This is a genomic window from Enterobacter asburiae, assembly GCF_007035645.1.
Lineage (GTDB): Bacteria > Pseudomonadota > Gammaproteobacteria > Enterobacterales > Enterobacteriaceae > Enterobacter > Enterobacter asburiae_B.
Map to the genome: position 1 here is coordinate 1,539,201 of NZ_AP019632.1, position 22,152 is coordinate 1,561,352.

The following is a 22,152-nucleotide window of genomic DNA, read 5'->3' on the forward strand; positions in this document are numbered from 1 at the left end:
AGGAGAAAGTGGCATGCGTCTTTGCGATCGCGATATTGAAGCCTGGCTGGATGAAGGCCGTTTGTCTATTACCCCGCGCCCACCCGTTGAGCGTATCAATGGCGTGACCGTTGATGTCCGCCTGGGGAATAAATTCCGCACCTTTAGTGGCCACACTGCGCCGTTCATTGACCTCAGCGGGCCGAAGGACGAAGTCAGCGCCGCGCTCGATCGCGTGATGAGTGACGAAATCGTAATTGATGAAGGCGAAGCTTTTTATCTGCATCCGGGTGAACTGGCCCTGGCGGTGACGTTTGAATCCGTCACTCTGCCTCCGGACCTGGTCGGCTGGCTTGATGGTCGTTCTTCGCTGGCGCGACTGGGGCTGATGGTTCACGTGACCGCGCACCGTATCGATCCAGGCTGGTCGGGGCGTATCGTGCTGGAATTCTTCAATGCCGGTAAATTGCCGCTGGCGCTGCGTCCGGGCATGATGATCGGCGCGTTAAGCTTTGAACCGCTGTCAGGTCCGGCAGATCGTCCTTATAACCGTCGGCAGGACGCAAAATATCGCGACCAGCAGGGCGCGGTTGCCAGCCGTATTGATAAAGACTGATCGTTAGTCCATTGAGGATGCCATGAGAAGAGTTCTGACGACGCTGATGATTTTGCTGGTGGTGCTGGTGGCTGGCCTTTCGGCGTTGGTTCTGCTGGTTAACCCCAACGATTTCCGCGCTTACATGGTGCGGCAGGTCGAGGTGCGCAGTGGTTATCAACTGAAGCTTGACGGGCCGCTGCGCTGGCACGTCTGGCCGCAGCTCAGCATTCTCTCTGGCCGCATGTCGCTCACGGCACCGGGGGCGTCCCAGCCGCTGGTGTCCGCAGACAACATGCGTCTCGATGTGGCGCTGATCCCGCTCATTTCCCATCAGCTGCAGGTTAAGCAGGTGATGCTGAAAGGCGCGGTGATTCAGCTCACTCCGCAAACCGAAGCCGTGCGTGATGCCAGTGCGCCGGTTGCGCCGCGCGAAAATACCCTGCCTGATGAACCGTCCGATACCGGCTGGTCCTTTGATATCGGCAAGCTGAAAGTTGCCGACAGCGTGTTGGTTTTCCAGCATGAGCACCAGGAGCAGGTGACCATTCGCAACATCAACCTGCAGATGGAACAGGATGCTCACCATCTTGCGTCGCTGGAATTTAGCGGGCGCGTGAACCGCGATCAGCGCGATTTGACCCTGTCGCTGAATGCTAATGTGAACGCCTCGGACTACCCGCATCAGCTCACGGCCGACATCCAGCAGCTGAACTGGCAGCTGACGGGTGCCGATCTCCCCACCCAGGGAATAACCGGGCAGGGAACGCTGAAGGCCGTGTGGCGCGAAGAGCAAAAGCAGCTCGAGCTGGATAATCTCAACCTGCAGGCAAATGACAGTAGCCTGAAGGGGCAGGCGAGCGTCACGCTCGAAGAGAAGCCGAAGTGGGTGCTGAATCTGCAGTTTGACAAGCTCAATCTGGAAAACCTGCTGCCGCCTCTGCCGGCCAGCGCCACGGACAACGATGCCACCCAGACGGGGCAAAGCCAGGCACCGGCATCACGTCCGGTTATCTCGTCTAATCTCGATCAGCCTGACTATAACGCTCTGCGCGGATTCACGGCGGATATTCTGCTGAAAGCCAATAGCCTGCGCTGGCGCGGCATTGATTTTACCGACGTGAGCAGCCAGATGTTTAACCATAACGGTTTGCTGGTGATCTCCGAACTGAGCGGGAAGATGGGCGCAGGAAACCTCTCGCTGCCCGGCACGCTGGATGTCCGTAAAGACGTTGCCAGCGCCGAATTCCAGCCGCGTCTCGACAACGTTGAGATAGGCACCATCCTGAACGCCTTTAACTATCCGATATCCCTGACGGGGCAGTTGACGCTCGCGGGTGACTTCTCAGGCACGAAAATTGATGCCGATGCTTTCCGCCGCGAGTGGCAGGGGCAGGCGCATCTTGAACTGAAGAATTCCCGTATGGAAGGGCTTAACTTCCAGCAGCTGGTGCAGCAGGCGGTTGAGCGCAGCAGCGATGTGAAGGCCCAGGATAACTACGACAGCGCCACGCGCCTCGACAGCTTCACCGCGGACCTGACGCTGGACAACGGACAACTTACTCTCAACGGAATGCAGGGCGCCTCTTCACTTTTATCAATGACCGGTGAAGGTAAGCTGGATCTGGTGAAAGAGACGGCGGATACGCGCTTTAACGTGCGGGTACTTTCCGGCTGGCAGGGTGAAAGCAAGCTCATCGACTTCCTGAAAGAGACGCCGGTCCCGCTGACCGTATACGGCAAATGGCAGGCCCTGAATTACAGCCTGCAGGTGGATCAGATCCTGCGCAAGCATCTGCAGGATGAAGCGAAACGTCGGCTTAGCGGCTGGGCGGATCGTAATAAAGATTCACAGGATGGTAAGGATGTGAAGAAGCTGCTGGATAAGCTTTGATGTCCGTTGCGCCGGGTGGCGTTGCGGCCTGATGCCCTCACCCCGGCCCTCTCCCACGGGAGAGGGAGCAAACACTAAAAACGGCAACCGGGTTGCCGTTTTGTTTTACCTAAACCTCAAAATCCAGCTCTTCCTCATCCCGCAGCGGAATGAGCTGAACCTTCTGCACGCGATGGTTTTCAATCTGCAGCGTTTTGAGCAGATAGTCGCCCACCTGAACCTCTTCTCCCGGCTGCGGGATACGCTGCAAATACTCCATCAGCAGGCCGGCAATCGTGTGATATTCCCGTTTTTCATCCAGCGGCAGCGGCACGTATTGCACCAGGTCTTCCAGCGGCATGTGGCCGTTAGCCGTCCACGACCCGTCTGCGTTTTTCTGAATGTCATGGCGGGCGTCAATCTCATCCACCTCGTTAGGCAGATTACCGGCAATGGTTTCCATGACGTCACTGAGCGTGACCAGTCCTTCCACCGAACCAAACTCATCCACCACAAAGGCAAAGTGCGTGCGCGCGTTACGGAATTGCTCAAGGGCGGAAAGCAGCGGTAGCCCCTCAGGGAAGACCAGCGGCTGGCGCACCAGAACGCGCAGGTTGAGCGCCTCGCCGTGAAGCTGCTGCTGGAGCAGGTCAATAACGTGCACCACGCCCAGCAGCTCCTCTTCCTCTTCACCGCCGGTCACCACCACGCGGGTGTGCTGGTTTTTATCCAGCAGGGCGCGAATGTGCTCTTCTGGTGCCGTCAGGTCGATATGCTCAATGTCGTGCCGCGAGGTCATGATGCTGCTGACCGTCCGCTGATTCAGATTAAGCACCCGCTCGATCATCCGTCGTTCCTGCGGGTCGAAGATCGGCCCGTCGCTGCGATCGGCCAGCATGGCGGAGGATTCGGCATCCAGCTCCGCATCCTCTTTCTTACCGCTTAGCAGGCGCATAACCGTGTCGGCCGTGCGCTGACGCAGGGTCTGATTCGCGGACAGGAAGCGGCGGCGGTTAAATATCGCCAGCTGGTTGAGCGCTTCAATCATGACGGAGAAGCCGATGGCGGCGTACAGGTAGCCTTTCGGAATATGGAAGCCAAAACCGTCGGCCACCAGGCTAAAGCCAATCATCAGCAGGAAGCTCAGGCAGAGGATCACGATAGTCGGGTGACTGTTCACAAAGCGGGTCAGCGCCTTGCTGGCCATCACCATCAGCGTTATGGCAATGATCACCGCGGCCATCATCACCACAAGGTGGTCGACCATCCCGACGGCGGTGATCACCGAGTCGAGGGAGAAGACCGCATCCAGTACCACGATTTGCGCCACCACCGGCCAGAATTTCGCTCCGCGGCGCTGGGTTGGATTCTCGCTGTCTTTGCCCTCCAGCCGCTCGTTGAGCTCCACCGTGGCTTTGAACAGCAGGAACAACCCGCCGAAGAGCATGATCAGATCGCGGGCGCTGAAACTCAGGCCGTGAATGGAGAACAGAGGCTGAGTGAGCGTCACCAGCCAGGAGATAGAGGCCAGCAGCAGTAAACGCATCACCATCGCCAGCATCAGACCCGTCACGCGCGCGCGGTCGCGCTGGGAAGGGGGCAGTTTTTCAGCGAGGATGGCGATAAAGACCAGATTATCAATCCCGAGCACCAGCTCGATGACGACCAGCGTAACCAGCCCGGCCCAGATTGAGGGATCGGCAATCCATTCCATAGTAATAGCAATACCTTCTGTTATATGACAAATGTCACACTTCGATCATGGATAAAGCTGGGGGAAATTGCAATGCCGGGCTGAGATTTCTCTTAATACGACGGGTAAAAAAGAGAGCATTCTCAATAGGGTGTAAATAAGCGAAATACGTATATTTAATTACAAGAAATGCATTTTAGGATATATCGCAGGTGATGATTTTTACTCTCATTTTGTCAATATAAAGAAATTCCTAAAAGGTCAAAAATTTGCTCTTAATATTAATCTTAAAAACCGATATTAGGACGGTTGTCTCCTTGCCTGCTATTAGGTTAGCTGCAACAATTCTCCCAGCATCAAATGTTAAATCTCGGTGTTGCTATTAATGTTCGGTCTTCAGGGATGGTTATTCATTATCCGTCGGGTTTCTCAAGCGACTGATATATTTCCAGAAGACCTTGCTCAAGAGGGTGTCTATCCATAACACATTGTTTAGTCAGTGGATTGGTAACTGAAAGCCAAGGGCGGTAGCGTGCCTGAAAGCGTGTGAATCAGCCTCGATTATTCTGTCAATAGCCAATGGATGAATAAGCTTTTTTTAGGACTGATGCCAGTTATATTTCTATTTGATTAACTGCATGCTGAAACCCAATACGACTCGAGCTTATTTAAATTGCACAGGATAATTACTCTGCCAAAGTGATAAATAATCAATGATGAAATCCAAAATGAAATTGATGCCATTATTGGTGTCTGTGACCTTGATGAGTGGTTGCACGGTCTTTCCCGGCAGCAATATGTCAACAATGGGTAAGGATGTGATCAAGCAACAGGATGCCGATTTTGATCTCGACAAAATGGTGAATGTTTATCCACTTACGCCTCGTCTGGTCGAACAATTACGTCCACGTCCGAATGTTGCCCAGCCGAATATGTCGCTGGACCAGGAAATTGCGTCCTACCAGTACCGCGTGGGGCCGGGTGACGTGATCAACGTGACCGTCTGGGACCACCCTGAACTGACCACGCCAGCGGGCCAGTACCGTAGCTCAAGCGACACCGGTAACTGGGTGCAGTCAGATGGCACCATGTTCTATCCCTACATTGGTAAAGTCCATGTTGCAGGGAAAACGCTTGCCGAGATCCGTAGTGATATTACCGGCCGCTTAGCGCAGTACATCGCCGATCCGCAGGTGGACGTTAATATCGCCGCATTCCGCTCGCAAAAAGCCTATATCTCCGGCCAGGTGAACAAATCCGGCCAGCAGGCCATCACCAACGTTCCTCTGACCGTCCTGGATGCCATCAACGCCGCAGGCGGGTTAACCGACGGCGCCGACTGGCGCAACGTGGTGCTCACCCACAACGGGAAGGAGCAGCGTATTTCGCTGCAGGCGCTGATGCAAAACGGCGATCTGACACAGAACCGCCTGCTCTATCCGGGCGACATCCTCTACGTGCCGCGCAATGACGATCTGAAAGTCTTCGTGATGGGTGAAGTGAAGAAACAGAGCACCCTCAAAATGGACTTCAGCGGTATGACGCTGACCGAAGCGCTGGGCAATGCTGAAGGTATCGATCTGACGACCTCTAACGCGACCGGTATCTTCGTTATCCGTCCGCTGAAAGGTGAGGGCAGTGCGAAAGGCAAGATTGCCAACATCTACCAGCTGGATATGTCCGATGCGACCTCTCTGGTGATGGCAACGGAGTTCCGTCTCCAGCCATACGATGTGGTGTATGTCACCACCGCGCCGGTTGCCCGCTGGAACCGTCTGATCAACCAGTTGCTGCCAACCATCAGTGGCGTTCGCTACATGACGGATACGGCGCGCGACATTCATACCTGGTAATCCGCGATGTTTAACAAAATTCTGGTGGTATGCGTGGGGAACATTTGCCGTTCCCCTACGGCTGAACGGTTGTTGAAACACTACCAGCCCGAACTGACCGTTGATTCGGCAGGGCTGGGTGCACTGGTCGGTAAAGGTGCCGATGAGCGCGCAACGAGCGTGGCGCGGGATCATCACCTCTCTCTCGACGGCCACGTGGCCCGCCAGGTCACTGGCCGCATGTGCCGGGAGTATGACCTGATCCTGACGATGGAAAAACGCCATATTCATGCGCTGTGCGATATCGCTCCGGAGATGCGCGGCAAGGTGATGCTGTTTGGTCACTGGGACAATGAACGTGAAATCCCCGATCCGTATCGCAAAAGCCATGAGGCCTTTGAGGCGGTTTACACCTTACTTGACCAGTCTGCCCAACAGTGGGCGCAGGCACTGAAAGTTCAGCAGGGATAACAATGACAGAAAAAACAAGACCTTCTGCCGCCCCGACTTCGGGCAGTGATGAAATTGATATTGGGCGCCTGGTCGGCACTGTTGTAGAGGCAAAGTGGTGGGTGCTGGGCATTACCGCCGTGTTCGCCGCGGCGGCCGTCGTCTATACGCTGTTCGCCACCCCTATCTACAGCGCCGATGCGCTGGTGCAGATCGAGCAGAATACCGGCAACTCGCTGGTGCAGGACATTGGTTCCGCGCTGGCGAACAAGCCGCCGGCATCCGACGCCGAAATTCAGCTCATCCAGTCACGCCTGGTGCTGGGTAAAACGGTTCACGACCTCGGGCTCGATATCTCCGTCACCAAAAATACCTTCCCAGTCTTTGGTGCCGGCTGGGATCGGCTGATGGGGCGCAACAACGACACGGTGAAAGTCACTGACTTCGTGCTGCCAAAAGGGGCAGGCGATCAGACGTTTACCCTGACGGTGCTTGGCCCTAAACAGTATCAGCTAACCAGCGACGCTGGTTTTAGCGCCCGCGGCGAAGTGGGGCAGATGCTGACCAAAGACGGCGTCAGCATGATGGTCAGCGCGATTAACGCCCAGGAGGGTGGCGAATTCACCGTCACCAAATTCTCCACCCTGGGGATGATCAACAATCTGCAAAACAACCTGACCGTCACCGAAAACGGTAAGGACACCGGCGTGCTGAGCATGACCTTTACCGGTGAAGATAAGGATCAAATCCGCGACATCCTGAACAGCATTACCCGCAACTACCTTGAGCAGAACGTTGAGCGTAAGTCGGCGGAAGCGGCGAAAAGCCTGGCCTTCCTCGCGAAACAGCTCCCGGAAGTGCGCGCCCATCTGGATGATGCCGAGAACAAGCTGAACGCCTATCGTCAGGATAAAGACTCCGTTGACCTGCCGCTGGAAGCGAAATCGGTCCTCGATTCGATGGTCAACATTGATGCGCAGCTCAACGAGCTGACCTTCAAAGAGGCGGAGATTTCCAAGCTTTATACCAAACGTCACCCGGCCTACCGCACGCTGCTGGAGAAACGCCGTACCCTGGAAGAAGAGAAGGCGAAGCTCAATGACCGCGTGACCGCGATGCCGAAAACGCAGCAGGAGATCGTGCGTCTGACCCGCGACGTGGAGTCAGGACAGCAGGTTTACATGCAGCTGCTGAACAAGCAGCAGGAGCTGAAAATCACCGAAGCCAGTACCGTCGGTGACGTGCGCATCGTCGACCCGGCCATTACCCAGCCTGGCGTGCTGAAGCCGAAGAAAGCGCTGATTATTCTCGGCAGCATTATTCTCGGCCTGATGCTCTCCATCGTCGGCGTGCTGCTGCGTTCCCTGTTCAACCGCGGTATCGAAAGCCCGCAGGTGCTGGAAGAGAGCGGTATCAACGTCTATGCCAGCATTCCGCTGTCCGAGTGGCAAAAATCCCGCGACAGCGTCAAAACCATCAAGGGCGTCAAGCGTTACAAACAGAGCCAGCTTCTGGCGGTGGGTAACCCGACCGACCTCGCCATCGAAGCGATCCGTAGCCTGCGTACCAGTCTGCACTTCGCCATGATGCAGGCCAAAAACAACGTCCTGATGTTAACCGGCGTGAGCCCGTCAATCGGTAAAACCTTCGTCTGCGCCAACCTGGCGGCGGTGGTCAGCCAGACCAACAAGCGCGTGCTGCTGATCGACTGCGATATGCGTAAGGGCTACACCCACGAACTGCTGGGCACCAACAACGTGAACGGTCTGTCGGAAATCCTGCTCGGCAAAGGTGACATCAGCCAGAGCGCGAAACCCACAACGGTGCCGAAATTTGACCTGATCCCACGCGGTCAGGTGCCGCCTAACCCGTCCGAGCTGCTGATGAGCGAACGCTTCACCCAGCTGATCGAGTGGGCGAGCAAAAACTACGACCTGGTGCTGATTGATACGCCGCCAATTCTGGCCGTGACCGACGCCGCCGTTGTTGGCCGCCACGCTGGCACCACGCTGATGGTGGCGCGTTACGCGGTCAACACCCTGAAAGAGGTGGAAACCAGCCTGAGCCGCTTCGAGCAGAACGGGATTGAGGTGAAAGGGGTGATCCTGAACTCCATCTTCCGCCGCGCGACCGGGTACCAGGATTACGGCTATTACGAGTACGAATATAAATCTGACAGTAAATAACAAAACACACCCCACACCCCTCACCCTAACCCTCTCCCCAAAGGGGAGAGGGGACTGTTCGGTGCTGGATGTGGGGGACGAACGTAATGATAACCACTGGCTGCCTTTCACCCTCTCCCCTTTGGGGAGAGGGCCGGGGTGAGGGGAAAAGATGACCACACAACGCCCTTTAGTTTCAATCTATATGCCGACATGGAATCGTCAGCAGCTGGCGATCCGCGCAATCAAATCCGTCCTGCGACAGGATTACGATAACTGGGAGCTTATCATCGTTGATGACTGCTCTTCCTCGTATGAACAGCTGCAAAAGTTTGTGACTGACCTCAACGACCCGCGGGTGGTCTATACGCATAACGCCATTAACTCCGGCGCGTGCGCGGTGCGTAATCAGGCGATTATGCAGGCCAAAGGGCAGTATCTGACCGGGATCGACGACGATGACGAATGGACGCCGAACCGCCTGTCTATCTTCCTGTCGCATAAAGAACAGCTGGTCACGCACGCTTTCCTGTATGCCAACGACTATGTTTGCCAGGGCGAGGTTTACTCGCAGCCCGCGAGTCTGCCGCTGTACCCGAAATCGCCGTACTCTCGCCGCCTGTTCTACAAGCGCAACATTATTGGTAACCAGGTCTTCACCTGGGCGTGGCGCTTCAAAGAGTGCCTGTTCGATACCGAACTCAAGGCCGCGCAGGATTACGACATCTTCCTGCGCATGGTGGTGGAATACGGCGAGCCGTGGAAAGTGGAAGAGGCCACGCAGATCCTGCATATCAACCACGGGGAGATGCAAATCACCTCCTCGCCGAAAAAGTTCTCCGGCTACTTCCATTTTTACCGCAAGCACAAGGACAAATTTGACCGTGCCAGCCGTAAATATCAGCTCTTTACCCTCTATCAGATCCGCAATAAGCGCATGAACTGGCGCACGCTGCTGACGCTGCTTTCCGTGCGTAACGGCAAGCGCCTGGCTGATGGACTTCGGGGGAAATAATGTTTCTGGAAGATTGCCGCGCTAACAGCTGGAGCCTGCGTCCGTGCTGCATGGTTCTGGCGTACCGCATCGCGCACTTTTGCTCGGTGTGGCGTAAGAAAAACGTGCTGAACAATATCTGGGCGGCGCCCGTGCTGGTGCTGTACCGCATCATTACCGAATGCTTTTTTGGCTATGAAATTCAGGCCGCTGCCACCATTGGCCGCCGCTTTACCATCCACCACGGCTATGCGGTGGTGATCAACAAGTTTGTGGTCGCCGGGGATGATTTCACCATTCGTCATGCGGTCACCATTGGCAACCGCGGGCCTGACAGCCTGGCCTGCCCGGTCATCGGCAATAACGTCGAGCTGGGGGCGAACGTGGTGATCGTCGGTGACATTACGATTGGTAATAACGTCACGATTGGTGCTGGCAGCGTGGTGCTGGACAGCATTCCGGATAACGCGCTGGTGGTGGGAGAAAAAGCCCGCGTGAAGGTGATTAAATGAACATTCTGCAATTCAACGTACGCCTCGCAGAAGGCGGAGCGGCAGGCGTGGCGCTGGATCTGCACCAGCGCGCGCTGCAAAAAGGACTTCAGTCTCGGTTTATTTACGGCTACGGCAAAGGCGGCAAGAAAAGCGTCAGCCACGATAATTTCCCGCAGGTGCACAAGCACACGCCGCGTCTGACCTCGATGGCCAACATTGCGCTGTTCCGTCTGTTTAACCGCGATCTGTTTGGCAACCTGAACAATCTTTACCGCACGGTTACCCGCACCGTGGGCCCGGTTGTGCTGCATTTTCACGTTCTGCACAGCTACTGGCTGAATCTGGAAGAGGTGGTGGCGTTTTGTCAGAAGGTGCAGGCCCACAAGCCCGACACCCGCTTTGTGTGGACGCTGCACGATCACTGGAGCGTGACCGGACGCTGCGCGTTTACCGACGGCTGTGAAGGCTGGAAAGATAACTGCCAGAAGTGCCCGACGTTAAGCAACTACCCGCCGGTGAAGGTGGATCGCGCGCATCAGCTGGTGGCCGGAAAGCGTCAGCTGTTCCGCGACATGCTCTCGCTCGGCTGTACGTTTATCTCTCCGAGCCAGCACGTGGCGGATGCCTTCAACAGCCTGTACGGGGCAGGGCGCTGTCAGATTATCAACAACGGCATCGACGTGGCGACGGAAGCCATTCTTGCCGAGCTAACCCCGGTGGCCGAAACCGCGGGCAAACCGAAAATCGCTATCGTTGCGCATGATCTGCGTTACGACGGTAAAACCAACCAGCAGCTGGTACGCGACATGATGGCGCTGGGTGACAAGATAGAGCTTCACACCTTCGGCAAGTTTTCACCGTTCGAAGGGGCCAACGTGGTGAACCACGGGTTTGAGACTGACAAGCGCAAGCTGATGAGCGCGCTGAATGAAATGGACGCCCTGGTGTTCAGCTCCCGCGTGGATAACTACCCGCTGATCCTCTGCGAGGCGCTCTCTATCGGCGTGCCGGTGATTGCCACCCACAGCGATGCGGCGCGCGAAGTGCTGGAAAAGTCCGGCGGGAAAACCTTCACGGAGCAGGAGGTTCTGCCGCTGGTACAGCTGCCGAAGGCGCAGATTGCTGAGATCGTTTTTGGCACTGACCTGGAATCGTTCCGCAACCGCAGCCGCAAGGCCTACAGTGGACAACAGATGCTGGAGGAATATGTCTCGTTCTATCAGAATCTGTAGTTATCTGCTGCTGCCGCTGATCTACCTGCTGGTCAACGTCAAAATTGCCCAGCTCGGCGAAAGCTTCCCGATAACCATCGTGACCTTCCTGCCCGTTCTGCTTCTGCTGTATGTCGATAAAATCAACCTCAAGAAGCTGATGATTGCCTTAGGGCTGGGCACGGGCCTGACGCTGTTTAACTACATCTTTGGCCAGTCGCTGGATGCGAGTAAATACGTCACCTCGACCATGCTGTTTGTTTATATTGTCATTATTATCGGAATGGTCTGGAGTATTCGGTTTAAAACTATTTCTCCGCACAATTATCGGAAAATCCTTAGGTTCTTTTATATTGCCGTAGCGTTAATTGTTATGCTTGCCGCGCTGGAGATGGCGCAAATTATTCTGACCGGCGGCAGCAGCCTGATGGAGATAATTTCGAAATATCTCATTTACAGTAACAGCTATGTATTGAACTTCATCAAGTTTGGCGGGAAGCGTACTACGGCCCTCTATTTTGAACCGGCGTTTTTCGCTCTGGCGTTAATCTCAATTTGGCTCAGCATCAAACAGTTTGGTATCAAAACGCCTAAGACCGATGCTATGATTCTTGCAGGAATTGTTCTGTCTGGATCGTTCTCAGGGGTAATGACATTTATCCTGTTTTACCTGCTGGAGTGGGCGTTCCAGTACCTGAACAAAGATGCGATTAAGAAAAAACTGCCGCTGGCGATTATCTCCCTGACGGTATTTATGGTAGGCGTGATATTTGCCTTCCCGTACATCTCAGAACGTCTGGGAGATTTGGGAACGGAAGGGTCTTCATCCTATTATCGCATCATTGGGCCACTGGTGATGGTGGGTTATTCCTTAACCCATATTGATGGGGTAGTAAGATTCGGCTCACTTTACGAATATGTTGCATCATTCGGAATCTTTAACGGTGCAGATGTCGGTAAAACCATAGACAATGGTCTGTATCTGTTAATTATTTATTTTTCGTGGTTTGCCGTACTGTTGACCCTGTGGTATCTGTTTAAAGTTTTCAAAATGATGATTAACGCGTTTGGTGATAACCAGAACTTTCGCGTTCAGCTTTATCTGTTTACTCCGGTGTCGCTGTTTTTTACCGGGTCAATATTTAGCCCGGAATATGCTTTCTTGATTGTCTGTCCGTTTATTCTGCGCAAGGCGCTTAATATTACGAACGTATGACGAAATGAGGTGATTTATGTTTCTTAGCGTCATTACTGTCGCTTTTCGTAATTACGAAGGGGTGGTAAAAACCTGGCGCTCGCTGCGCAACCTGGCGCGCGATCCAAGCCTCACCTTTGAGTGGATTGTGGTCGACGGCGGCTCGAACGATGGCACGGCGGAGTTTCTGGAAAAACTCAACGGTGAGTTCAACTTACGCTACATCAGCGAGAAAGATAAAGGCATCTACGATGCGATGAATAAAGGCATCAACATGGCGCAAGGCCGTTATGCCATCTTCCTGAACTCGGGCGATATTTTCCATGAAGACGTGGCGCTGTTTGCCCGTCAGCTGGCTCGCCAGAAAGAGGACGCCATGTATATTGGCGATGCGCTGCTCGATTTTGGCGACGGACATAAAGTGTGCCGCAGCGCGAAGCCAGGCTGGTATATCTATCACAGCCTGCCGGCCAGCCATCAGGCCATTTTCTTCCCGGTAAAAGGTCTGAAAAAACAGCCTTACGATTTGCAGTATAAAGTGTCTTCCGATTATGCGCTGGCAGCCAGCCTGTATAAATCAGGTTACCCGTTCCGTCGAATTAAAGGGCTGGTGTCTGAATTCTCCATGGGCGGCGTGTCAACGTCTAATAATCTGGAATTGTGCCAGGATGCCAAAAACGTGCAGCGTAAAATATTACGCGTGCCGGGGTTCTGGGCGGAATTGTCCTATTTATTACGCCTGCGTACCACAGGCAAAACGAAAACCTTATATAACAAAGCCTGAATATAAGGAAACGCAATGCAGGATTTAAAAGGTTTCTCCGTGCCGAAAGGTTTTCGGGGCGGGAACGGTATTAAGGTACAGCTGTGGTGGGCCGTTCAGGCAACGTTATTTGCCTGGTCGCCGCAAATAATGTACCGCTGGCGAGCTTTTTTATTGCGCCTGTTTGGCGCAAAAATCGGAAAAAACGTAGTCATCCGACCTTCTGTGAAAATTACCTATCCGTGGAAATTAACGCTTGGGGATTACGCATGGGTTGGGGATGACGCGGTGTTATATACCCTGGGCGAAATTACGATTGGCGCAAATTCGGTGGTTTCACAGAAATGTTATTTGTGCACCGGCAGCCACGATTTTATGAGTCAGCATTTTGATATTACCGCTTCGCCTGTTGTGATTGGCGAAAAATGCTGGCTGGCAACGGATGTTTTTGTTGCACCGGGTGTTTCTGTTGGCGATGGCACGGTAGTCGGTGCCCGCAGCAGCGTTTTTAAATCGCTACCGGCAAATAAAATTTGCCGTGGCAACCCCGCAGTGGTGATACGCGAACGCGTTGAAACGAAGAGCCTTGTTAAGTAGGCGTAATCGTTGCAGGCAGTTTGAACGCGGACTGCGCGGAGAAACCGGAACGTACTTAGGTACGTGAGGATTTCGAGCACAGCCCACGTTCAAAATGACAAAAAAGATAGCCTACTTAACGGCTCTGATTAAATTCATAAGTAGAGGAATAAAACATGTCTAAAGTCGCTCTCATCACCGGCGTTACCGGGCAGGATGGTTCTTACCTGGCAGAGTTCCTGCTGGAAAAAGGGTATGAAGTACACGGTATTAAACGTCGTGCGTCTTCTTTCAACACCGAACGTGTGGATCATATTTATCAGGATCCTCACGCGGCGAACCCGAAATTCCATCTGCACTACGGCGACCTGACCGATACCTCCAACCTGACCCGTATCCTGCAGGAAGTACAGCCGGATGAAGTCTACAACCTGGGCGCGATGAGCCACGTAGCGGTCTCCTTCGAATCCCCGGAATACACCGCCGACGTTGATGCCATGGGTACGCTGCGTCTGCTGGAAGCAATCCGCTTCCTCGGCCTTGAGAAGAAAACTCGCTTCTACCAGGCATCCACCTCCGAGCTGTACGGCCTGGTGCAGGAAATCCCACAGAAAGAGACCACGCCGTTCTACCCGCGCTCTCCGTATGCGGTAGCAAAACTGTACGCCTACTGGATCACCGTGAACTACCGTGAATCCTACGGCATGTACGCCTGTAACGGCATCCTGTTCAACCACGAATCTCCGCGTCGCGGCGAAACCTTCGTGACCCGCAAAATCACCCGCGCTATCGCCAACATCGCGCAGGGTCTGGAGTCTTGCCTGCACCTCGGCAACATGGATTCCCTGCGTGACTGGGGCCATGCCAAAGACTACGTGAAAATGCAGTGGATGATGCTGCAGCAGGAACAGCCAGAAGACTTCGTGATTGCGACCGGCGTGCAGTACTCCGTTCGTCAGTTCGTTGAAATGGCAGCGGCACAGCTGGGCATTAAACTGCGCTTCGAAGGTACCGGCGTGGAAGAGAAAGGTATCGTGGTTTCCGTGACCGGCCACGACGCACCGGGCGTGAAGCCAGGCGACGTGATTGTCCAGGTTGACCCGCGCTACTTCCGTCCTGCTGAAGTGGAAACCCTGCTGGGCGACCCAACCAAAGCGCACGAGAAGCTGGGCTGGAAACCAGAAATAACTCTGCAGGAAATGGTTTCCGAGATGGTAGCCAAAGATCTTGAAGCAGCGAAAAAACACTCCCTGCTCAAGTCTCATGGCTACGAGGTTGCCATCGCGCTGGAGTCCTGAGAATGACAAAACAACGTATTTTTGTCGCCGGTCATCGCGGAATGGTGGGTTCCGCGATTGTTCGCCAGCTCGAACAGCGCGGTGACGTGGAAGTGGTTGTCCGCACGCGCGACGAGCTGAACCTGCTCGACAGCCGCGCGGTACAGGACTTCTTTGCTAACGAACGCATTGACCAGGTGTATCTGGCGGCGGCGAAGGTGGGCGGCATTGTCGCTAACAACACCTACCCGGCGGATTTCATCTACGAAAACATGATGATCGAGAGCAACATCATTCACGCGGCGCATCTGCACAACGTGAATAAGCTGCTGTTCCTCGGATCGTCCTGTATTTACCCGAAAATGGCAAAACAGCCGATCGCCGAGAGCGAACTGCTGCAGGGCACGCTGGAAGCGACCAACGAGCCGTACGCGATTGCCAAGATTGCCGGGATCAAGCTGTGCGAGTCCTACAACCGTCAGTACAACCGCGACTATCGTTCGGTGATGCCGACCAACCTGTACGGACCGCACGACAACTTCCACCCGAGCAACTCGCACGTGATCCCGGCGCTGCTGCGCCGCTTCCACGAGGCGACCGCCGAGAACGCGCCGGACGTGGTGGTGTGGGGCAGCGGTACGCCGATGCGTGAATTCCTGCACGTGGACGACATGGCTGCCGCCAGCATTCACGTGATGGAGCTGGATCGCGAGGTGTGGCAGGAGAACACCGAGCCGATGCTGTCGCACATCAACGTCGGTACCGGCGTGGACTGCACCATTCGCGAGCTGGCGCAAACCATCGCGCAGGTAGTGGGCTACAAAGGCCGCGTGGTGTTTGACGCGACGAAACCGGACGGCACGCCGCGCAAGCTGCTGGACGTGACCCGTCTGCATCAGCTGGGCTGGTATCACGAGGTGTCACTGGAGCAGGGGCTGGCCAGTACCTACCAGTGGTTCCTGGAAAACCAGCACCGCTTCCGGGGGTAACAATGTTTTTAAGTCAGGAAGATTTTGCCACGGTAGTGCGTTCGACTCCGCTCATCTCAATTGATTTGATCGTGGAGAACGAACGCGGCGAGTTCTTGCTGGGGAAACGAACCAACCGTCCTGCACAGGGCTTCTGGTTCGTGCCCGGCGGGCGCGTGCAGAAGGATGAGACGCTCAGCGATGCGTTTGAGCGTCTCACTCTGGCGGAACTGGGCCTGCAGCTGCCGATGGCAGCGGGCCAGTTTTACGGGGTCTGGCAGCACTTCTATGACGATAACTTTTCAGGCACCGGGTTCACCACGCACTACATCGTGCTGGGGTTCCGCCTGAAGGTGAGTGAGGCAGACCTGCGTCTGCCTGATTCTCAGCATGACGACTACCGCTGGCAGACGCCAGAGGCGCTGCTTGCCAGCGACAATGTGCATGACAACAGTCGTGCCTATTTCCTGGCCGAACGTCAGGCCGAGGTGCCGGGCATATGAAGATCCTCGTATACGGAATCAACTACTCGCCGGAATTAACCGGCATCGGTAAATATACCGGCGAGATGGTCGAGTGGATGGCGAGCCAGGGACATGACGTGCGGGTCATTACCGCGCCGCCGTACTACCCGGAGTGGAAAGTCGGGGAGCGCTACTCAAGCTGGCGCTACCGTCGCGAAGAGGGCGCAGCGACCGTCTGGCGCTGCCCGCTGTATGTGCCTAAGCAGCCCTCGACGCTGAAGCGGTTAATTCATCTGGGCAGCTTTGCCCTGAGCAGTTTCTTCCCGCTGATGGCGCAGCGTCGCTGGAAGCCGGATCGCATCATCGGCGTGGTGCCGACGCTGTTTTGCACGCCGGGCATGCGCCTGCTGGGCAAACTCTCCGGCGCGCGCACTCTGCTGCACATTCAGGATTATGAAGTTGACGCCATGCTGGGCCTGGGGATGGCAGGCAAAAGCAAGGGCGGCAAGGTGGCGAAGCTCGCCAGCGCGTTTGAGCGCAGCGGCCTGCACAACGTGGATTACGTCTCGACTATCTCGCGCTCGATGATGAATAAGGCGCAGGAGAAGGGCGTTCCGGCAGAGAAGGTGATCTTCTTCCCGAACTGGTCCGAAGTGGCGCGTTTTCGCGATGTAACTGAGCAAGACGCTCAGGCCCTGCGCGCGCAGCTCGGTTTGCCTGAAGATCAAAAAATCATTCTTTACTCAGGCAACATCGGCGAAAAACAGGGGCTGGAGAGCGTGATTGAAGCGGCCCAGCTGCTGAGTGAACATCCGTGGACGTTTGTGATTGTCGGGCAGGGCGGTGGAAAGGCGCGGCTGGAAAAAATGGCCGGGGAACGCGGCCTGACCAACGTGAAATTTTTCCCGCTTCAGTCTTACGAGGCATTGCCTGCGCTGCTGAAGATGGGCGACTGCCATCTGGTGGTGCAAAAACGCGGCGCCGCGGACGCGGTGCTGCCGTCCAAGCTGACCAACATTCTGGCAGTGGGCGGTAACGCGGTGATCACGGCAGAAGCCGAAACAGAATTAGGCCAGCTGTGCGACAGCTATCCGGGGATTGCCGTGTGCGTGGAGCCGGAATCGGTCCCGGCGCTGGTAACCGGAATTGAGAAGGCACTTGCCATGCCAAAAGTGAACACGGTGGCACGTGAATATGCCGAACGCACGCTCGAGAAAGAGAACGTGCTGAGCCAATTTATTGCAGATATACGGGGATAAATCATGAGTCAAACCACTTTGTATCCGGTTGTGATGGCTGGTGGCTCTGGTAGCCGGTTGTGGCCGCTGTCCCGCGTGCTCTATCCAAAACAGTTCCTCTGCCTGAAAGGGGATCTCACCATGCTGCAGACGACGGTAAACCGTCTGCACGGCGTGGAGTGTGAAAGCCCGGTGGTGATTTGTAACGAACAGCACCGCTTTATTGTTGCCGAGCAGCTGCGCCAGCTGAATAAGCTCACCGAAAACATCATCCTGGAGCCTGCCGGACGCAATACCGCGCCCGCGATCGCTCTGGCGGCGCTGGCAGCAAAACGCAGCAGCCCGGACTGTGACCCGCTGATGCTGGTCCTGGCGGCAGACCACGTTATCCAGCAGGAAGACGCGTTCCGCGACGCGGTGCGTGCGGCGATCCCTTACGCCGAGAGCGGCAAGCTGGTGACCTTCGGCATCGTGCCGGATCTGCCGGAAACCGGCTATGGCTATATTCGTCGCGGCAGCGTGACGCCGGGTGAAGGCGACAGCGTGGCGTTTGACGTGGCGCAGTTTGTTGAAAAACCGAATCTGGAAACCGCGCAGGCGTATGTCGCCAGCGGGGAGTATTACTGGAACAGCGGGATGTTCCTGTTCCGCGCCGGACGCTATCTGGAAGAGCTGCGCAAATACCGCCCGGATATTCTGGACGCCTGCGAGAAAGCCATGGCGGTGGTGGACCCGGATCTCGACTTCATCCGCGTGGATGAAGAGGCGTTCCTCGCCTGCCCGGAAGAGTCCATTGACTATGCGGTGATGGAACGTACGGCGGACGCCGTCGTGGTACCGATGGATGCGGGCTGGAGCGATGTCGGCTCCTGGTCCTCCCTGTGGGAGATCAGCGCCCATACCCCGGAGGGTAACGTCCACCACGGCGATGTTATTAGCCACAAAACGGAAAACAGCTACGTCTACGCCGAATCCGGCCTGGTGACCACGGTCGGGGTGAAGGATCTGGTGGTTGTCCAGACCAAGGACGCCGTGCTGATTGCCGACCGTAATGCCGTGCAGGACGTTAAAAAAGTGGTGGAGCAGATCAAGGCCGATGGCCGCCACGAGCACCATATTCACCGCGAAGTGTACCGTCCGTGGGGGAAATATGACTCCATCGACTCCGGTGACCGCTATCAGGTGAAACGCATCACCGTGAAGCCGGGCGAGGGGCTGTCGGTGCAGATGCACCATCACCGCGCCGAGCACTGGGTGGTGGTCGCGGGTACCGCTAAAGTCACCATCGACGGTGAAGTCAAACTGCTCGGTGAAAACGAGTCCATTTATATTCCGCTGGGGGCGACGCACTGTCTGGAGAACCCGGGGAAAATTCCTCTCGACTTAATTGAGGTGCGCTCCGGCTCGTATCTGGAAGAGGACGATATCGTGCGCTTCCAGGACCGCTACGGGCGGGTGTAGCACTCTGCATTATGCCCGGTGGCGCTGTGCTTACCGGGCCTGCGAATGACAAAAAAATCAATTTGGCCATTACGTGGTCAGGGCCGACTGTTGCCTGAAAAAGGGGTCATCATGGAAAAATTAACCTGTTTTAAAGCCTACGATATTCGCGGCAAGCTGGGCGAAGAGCTGAATGAAGACATCGCGTGGCGCATTGGCCGCGCGTACGGCGAATATTTAAAACCGCAGACCATCGTGCTGGGCGGCGATGTGCGTCTGACCAGTGAATCCCTCAAGCTGGCCCTGGCGAAAGGGCTGCAGGACGCGGGCGTGGACGTGCTGGATATCGGCCTTTCCGGGACCGAGGAAATTTACTTTGCCACCTTCCACCTGGGCGTGGACGGCGGTATCGAAGTGACGGCCAGCCACAACCCGATGGACTACAACGGGATGAAGCTGGTGCGCAAGGGCGCCCGTCCTATCAGCGGCGACACCGGCCTGCGCGACGTGCAGCGCCTGGCGGAAGCCAACGACTTCCCGCCGGTGAACGACGCGAAGCGCGGCAGCTACAAAAAAATCAACCTGCAGAAAGAGTACATCGACCACCTGCTGGGCTACATCAACGTGGCGAACCTCAAGCCGCTGAAGTTGGTCATCAACTCCGGTAACGGCGCGGCCGGCCCGGTGGTGGATGCGCTGGAAGCCCGCTTTAAGGCGCTGAACGTGCCGGTGACCTTCATCAAGGTGCACAACACCCCGGACGGCAATTTCCCGAACGGTATTCCTAACCCGCTGCTGCCGGAGTGCCGCGACGACACCCGCAACGCGGTGATTGAGCACGGCGCGGACATGGGCATCGCCTTTGACGGCGATTTCGACCGCTGCTTCCTGTTCGACGAGAAAGGGCAGTTCATCGAGGGCTACTACATTGTCGGCCTGCTGGCGGAAGCGTTCCTTGAGAAAAACCCGGGCGCGAAAATCATTCATGACCCGCGCCTTTCCTGGAACACCGTCGACGTGGTCTCCGCGGCGGGCGGCACGCCGGTGATGTCCAAAACCGGCCACGCCTTCATCAAAGAGCGCATGCGCGAAGAAGACGCCATCTACGGCGGCGAGATGAGCGCCCACCACTACTTCCGTGATTTTGCCTACTGCGACAGCGGGATGATCCCGTGGCTGCTGGTGATCGAGCTGCTGTGCCTGAAGGGGCAGACGCTGGGCGAGCTGGTGCGCGACCGCATGGCGGCGTTCCCGGCGAGCGGGGAGATCAACAGCAAGCTGGCGCAGCCGGCCGAGGCCATTGCCCGCGTGGAGCAGCACTTTGCGATCCACGCGCTGGAAATTGACCGTACGGACGGCATCAGCATGGCGTTCCCGCAGTGGCGCTTTAACCTGCGCTCGTCCAACACCGAGCCGGTGGTGCGCCTGAACGTGGAGTCCCGTGCTGACACGGCGCTGATGGAAGCCCGAACGAAGGACATTCTGGCGCTGTTGAATCAGTAACAATTGCCCCTCCCGGCGGGAGGGGGAACCGAATACAGGAACAACGATGACGAATCTAAAAAAACGCGAACGAGCGAGAACGAATGCATCGTTAATCTCTATGGTGCAGCGTTTTTCTGATATCACCATCATGGTCGGTGGATTGTGGGCGGTGTGTCGGATCGGCGGGCTGCCGTTCTTATATATGCATCTGCTGATGGCACTCATTGCGCTGGTCGTGTTTCAGATGATCGGCGGGATGACCGATTTCTACCGCTCGTGGCGCGGCGTGAAAATGACCACCGAACTGATGCTGTTGCTGCAGAACTGGACCCTGAGTCTGATCTTCAGCGCAGGCCTGGTGGCCTTCAGCCATGATTTTGATAATCGCCTCGTCACCTATCTCTGCTGGTATTTGATCACCAGCGTCGGCATGGTGGTGTGCCGTTCCCTGATCCGTTTCGGTGCGGGCTGGCTGCGTAACCGCGGTTATAACCGTCGCTTCGTTGCGGTAGCGGGCGATCTTCCGGTTGGTAAGGTTCTGCTCGACAGCTTCCGCAAAGAGCCGTGGTTAGGGTTTGAAGTGGTCGGGATTTACCACGACGCGAAGCCGGGCGGCGTGCCGTCGGACTGGGCGGGCAATTACGAACAGCTTATTGAAGACGCGAAAGCCGGTAAAATTCACAACGTCTACATCGCTATGCAGATGAGAGACGAATCCCGCATTAAGCAACTGATGCGCGAGCTGGCGGACACCACCTGTTCGGTGATCCTGATCCCGGACGTCTTTACCTTCAACATCCTCCATTCACGCATTGAAGAAGTGAACGGCGTGCCGGTGGTACCGCTGTACGACACCCCGCTGTCGGGCATTAACCGCGTGCTGAAGCGCGCGGAAGATATCGTGCTCTCTTCGCTGATTTTACTGCTCATCTCCCCGGTGCTGTGCTGCATTGCCCTCGCGGTGAAGCTGAGCTCTCCCGGCCCGGTTATCTTCCGCCAGACCCGCTACGGTATGGACGGTAAGCCGATTATGGTGTGGAAATTCCGCTCCATGAAGGTGATGGAAAACGACAAGGTGGTGACCCAGGCAACGCAGAACGATCCGCGCGTCACCCGCGTGGGGAACTTCCTGCGCCGCACCTCGCTGGACGAGCTGCCGCAGTTTATCAACGTCTTCACCGGCGGCATGTCGATTGTTGGCCCGCGTCCGCACGCGGTGGCGCACAACGAGCAGTACCGCTCGCTGATTGAAGGCTACATGCTGCGCCATAAGGTGAAGCCGGGCATTACCGGCTGGGCGCAGATCAACGGCTGGCGCGGCGAAACCGACACGCTGGAAAAAATGGAAAAACGTATCGAATTCGATCTGGAGTACATCCGTGAATGGAGTATCTGGTTCGATATCAAGATTGTTTTTCTGACCATCTTCAAAGGTTTCGTGAACAAAGCGGCGTACTAAG

Annotated in this window: 19 protein-coding genes; 18 read left to right on the forward strand and 1 reads right to left on the reverse strand. The window is 56.0% G+C overall.

From position 1 onward, the window contains the following. The first annotated feature begins 13 nt into the window (after nt 1–13). Both dcd and asmA read left to right on the forward strand, forming a co-directional pair. Complete coding sequence (dcd, locus tag FOY96_RS07285; protein WP_023312408.1) at nt 14–595, forward strand: dCTP deaminase; 582 nt, start codon at nt 14–16, stop codon at nt 593–595. A 22-nt stretch (nt 596–617) separates the two neighbouring features. Then, entirely contained in the window at nt 618–2,468 is a 1,851-nt protein-coding gene (gene asmA / locus FOY96_RS07290; RefSeq protein WP_143346760.1) for an outer membrane assembly protein AsmA, read from the forward strand. Nucleotides 2,469–2,577: 109 nt separating this feature from the next. On the opposite strand, the gene FOY96_RS07295 is transcribed toward asmA, so the two are convergent. Beyond that, nucleotides 2,578–4,161, reverse strand: coding sequence for a TerC family protein (locus FOY96_RS07295; protein ID WP_143346761.1), 1,584 nt, complete (start codon nt 4,159–4,161; stop codon nt 2,578–2,580). 692 nt (nt 4,162–4,853) lie between these two features. Here FOY96_RS07295 and FOY96_RS07300 point away from each other — a divergent pair. The 16 genes from FOY96_RS07300 to wcaJ all read left to right on the forward strand — a co-directional run bounded on the left by FOY96_RS07300 (nt 4,854) and on the right by wcaJ (nt 22,151). Then, a complete protein-coding gene (locus FOY96_RS07300) occupies nt 4,854–5,993 on the forward strand; it encodes a polysaccharide export protein (RefSeq protein WP_014170829.1) in 1,140 nt (379 codons plus the stop codon). A 6-nt stretch (nt 5,994–5,999) separates the two neighbouring features. Then, a complete protein-coding gene (wzb, locus tag FOY96_RS07305; protein ID WP_023312405.1) occupies nt 6,000–6,443 on the forward strand; it encodes a low molecular weight protein-tyrosine-phosphatase Wzb in 444 nt (147 codons plus the stop codon). Nucleotides 6,444–6,445: 2 nt separating this feature from the next. After that, on the forward strand, nt 6,446–8,608 hold the full coding sequence (wzc, locus tag FOY96_RS07310; RefSeq protein WP_143346762.1) for a tyrosine-protein kinase Wzc: 2,163 nt from the start codon (nt 6,446–6,448) through the stop codon (nt 8,606–8,608). A gap of 151 nt (nt 8,609–8,759) precedes the next feature. Beyond that, a complete protein-coding gene (wcaA, locus tag FOY96_RS07315; RefSeq protein WP_023312403.1) occupies nt 8,760–9,602 on the forward strand; it encodes a colanic acid biosynthesis glycosyltransferase WcaA in 843 nt (280 codons plus the stop codon). Beyond that, complete coding sequence (gene wcaB, locus FOY96_RS07320; RefSeq protein ID WP_032642828.1) at nt 9,602–10,093, forward strand: colanic acid biosynthesis acetyltransferase WcaB; 492 nt, start codon at nt 9,602–9,604, stop codon at nt 10,091–10,093. The genes wcaA and wcaB overlap by 1 nt, the downstream gene beginning before the upstream one ends. Next, nucleotides 10,090–11,307: a colanic acid biosynthesis glycosyltransferase WcaC gene (wcaC, locus tag FOY96_RS07325; RefSeq protein WP_143346763.1), complete on the forward strand. Its 1,218-nt coding sequence runs from the start codon at nt 10,090–10,092 to the stop codon at nt 11,305–11,307. Before wcaB ends, wcaC begins: the two co-directional genes overlap by 4 nt. After that, the gene (gene wcaD / locus FOY96_RS07330; protein WP_029742034.1) at nt 11,282–12,502 is read left to right on the forward strand and encodes a colanic acid polymerase WcaD; all 1,221 of its coding nucleotides are present in this window, start codon (nt 11,282–11,284) and stop codon (nt 12,500–12,502) included. Before wcaC ends, wcaD begins: the two co-directional genes overlap by 26 nt. A gap of 16 nt (nt 12,503–12,518) precedes the next feature. Further along, nucleotides 12,519–13,265 (forward strand): colanic acid biosynthesis glycosyltransferase WcaE, encoded by a 747-nt coding sequence (wcaE, locus tag FOY96_RS07335; protein ID WP_033145980.1) that lies wholly within the window; start codon nt 12,519–12,521, stop codon nt 13,263–13,265. 15 nt (nt 13,266–13,280) lie between these two features. After that, entirely contained in the window at nt 13,281–13,841 is a 561-nt protein-coding gene (gene wcaF, locus FOY96_RS07340) for a colanic acid biosynthesis acetyltransferase WcaF (RefSeq protein WP_033145979.1), read from the forward strand. 155 nt (nt 13,842–13,996) lie between these two features. Continuing rightward, entirely contained in the window at nt 13,997–15,118 is a 1,122-nt protein-coding gene (gmd, locus tag FOY96_RS07345) for a GDP-mannose 4,6-dehydratase (protein WP_014884502.1), read from the forward strand. A 2-nt stretch (nt 15,119–15,120) separates the two neighbouring features. After that, nucleotides 15,121–16,086, forward strand: a complete 966-nt coding sequence (gene fcl, locus FOY96_RS07350) for a GDP-L-fucose synthase (RefSeq protein ID WP_013097874.1) — start codon at nt 15,121–15,123, stop codon at nt 16,084–16,086. A gap of 2 nt (nt 16,087–16,088) precedes the next feature. Beyond that, on the forward strand, nt 16,089–16,568 hold the full coding sequence (locus FOY96_RS07355) for a GDP-mannose mannosyl hydrolase (protein ID WP_029742031.1): 480 nt from the start codon (nt 16,089–16,091) through the stop codon (nt 16,566–16,568). After that, the gene (wcaI, locus tag FOY96_RS07360; RefSeq protein WP_143346764.1) at nt 16,565–17,788 is read left to right on the forward strand and encodes a colanic acid biosynthesis fucosyltransferase WcaI; all 1,224 of its coding nucleotides are present in this window, start codon (nt 16,565–16,567) and stop codon (nt 17,786–17,788) included. Before FOY96_RS07355 ends, wcaI begins: the two co-directional genes overlap by 4 nt. A gap of 3 nt (nt 17,789–17,791) precedes the next feature. After that, a complete protein-coding gene (gene cpsB, locus FOY96_RS07365; RefSeq protein ID WP_033145975.1) occupies nt 17,792–19,228 on the forward strand; it encodes a mannose-1-phosphate guanyltransferase in 1,437 nt (478 codons plus the stop codon). A gap of 111 nt (nt 19,229–19,339) precedes the next feature. Then, nucleotides 19,340–20,710 (forward strand): colanic acid biosynthesis phosphomannomutase CpsG, encoded by a 1,371-nt coding sequence (gene cpsG, locus FOY96_RS07370; RefSeq protein WP_143346765.1) that lies wholly within the window; start codon nt 19,340–19,342, stop codon nt 20,708–20,710. Nucleotides 20,711–20,756: 46 nt separating this feature from the next. After that, nucleotides 20,757–22,151 (forward strand): undecaprenyl-phosphate glucose phosphotransferase, encoded by a 1,395-nt coding sequence (gene wcaJ, locus FOY96_RS07375; RefSeq protein WP_033145973.1) that lies wholly within the window; start codon nt 20,757–20,759, stop codon nt 22,149–22,151. The last annotated feature ends 1 nt before the right edge of the window (nt 22,152 follow it).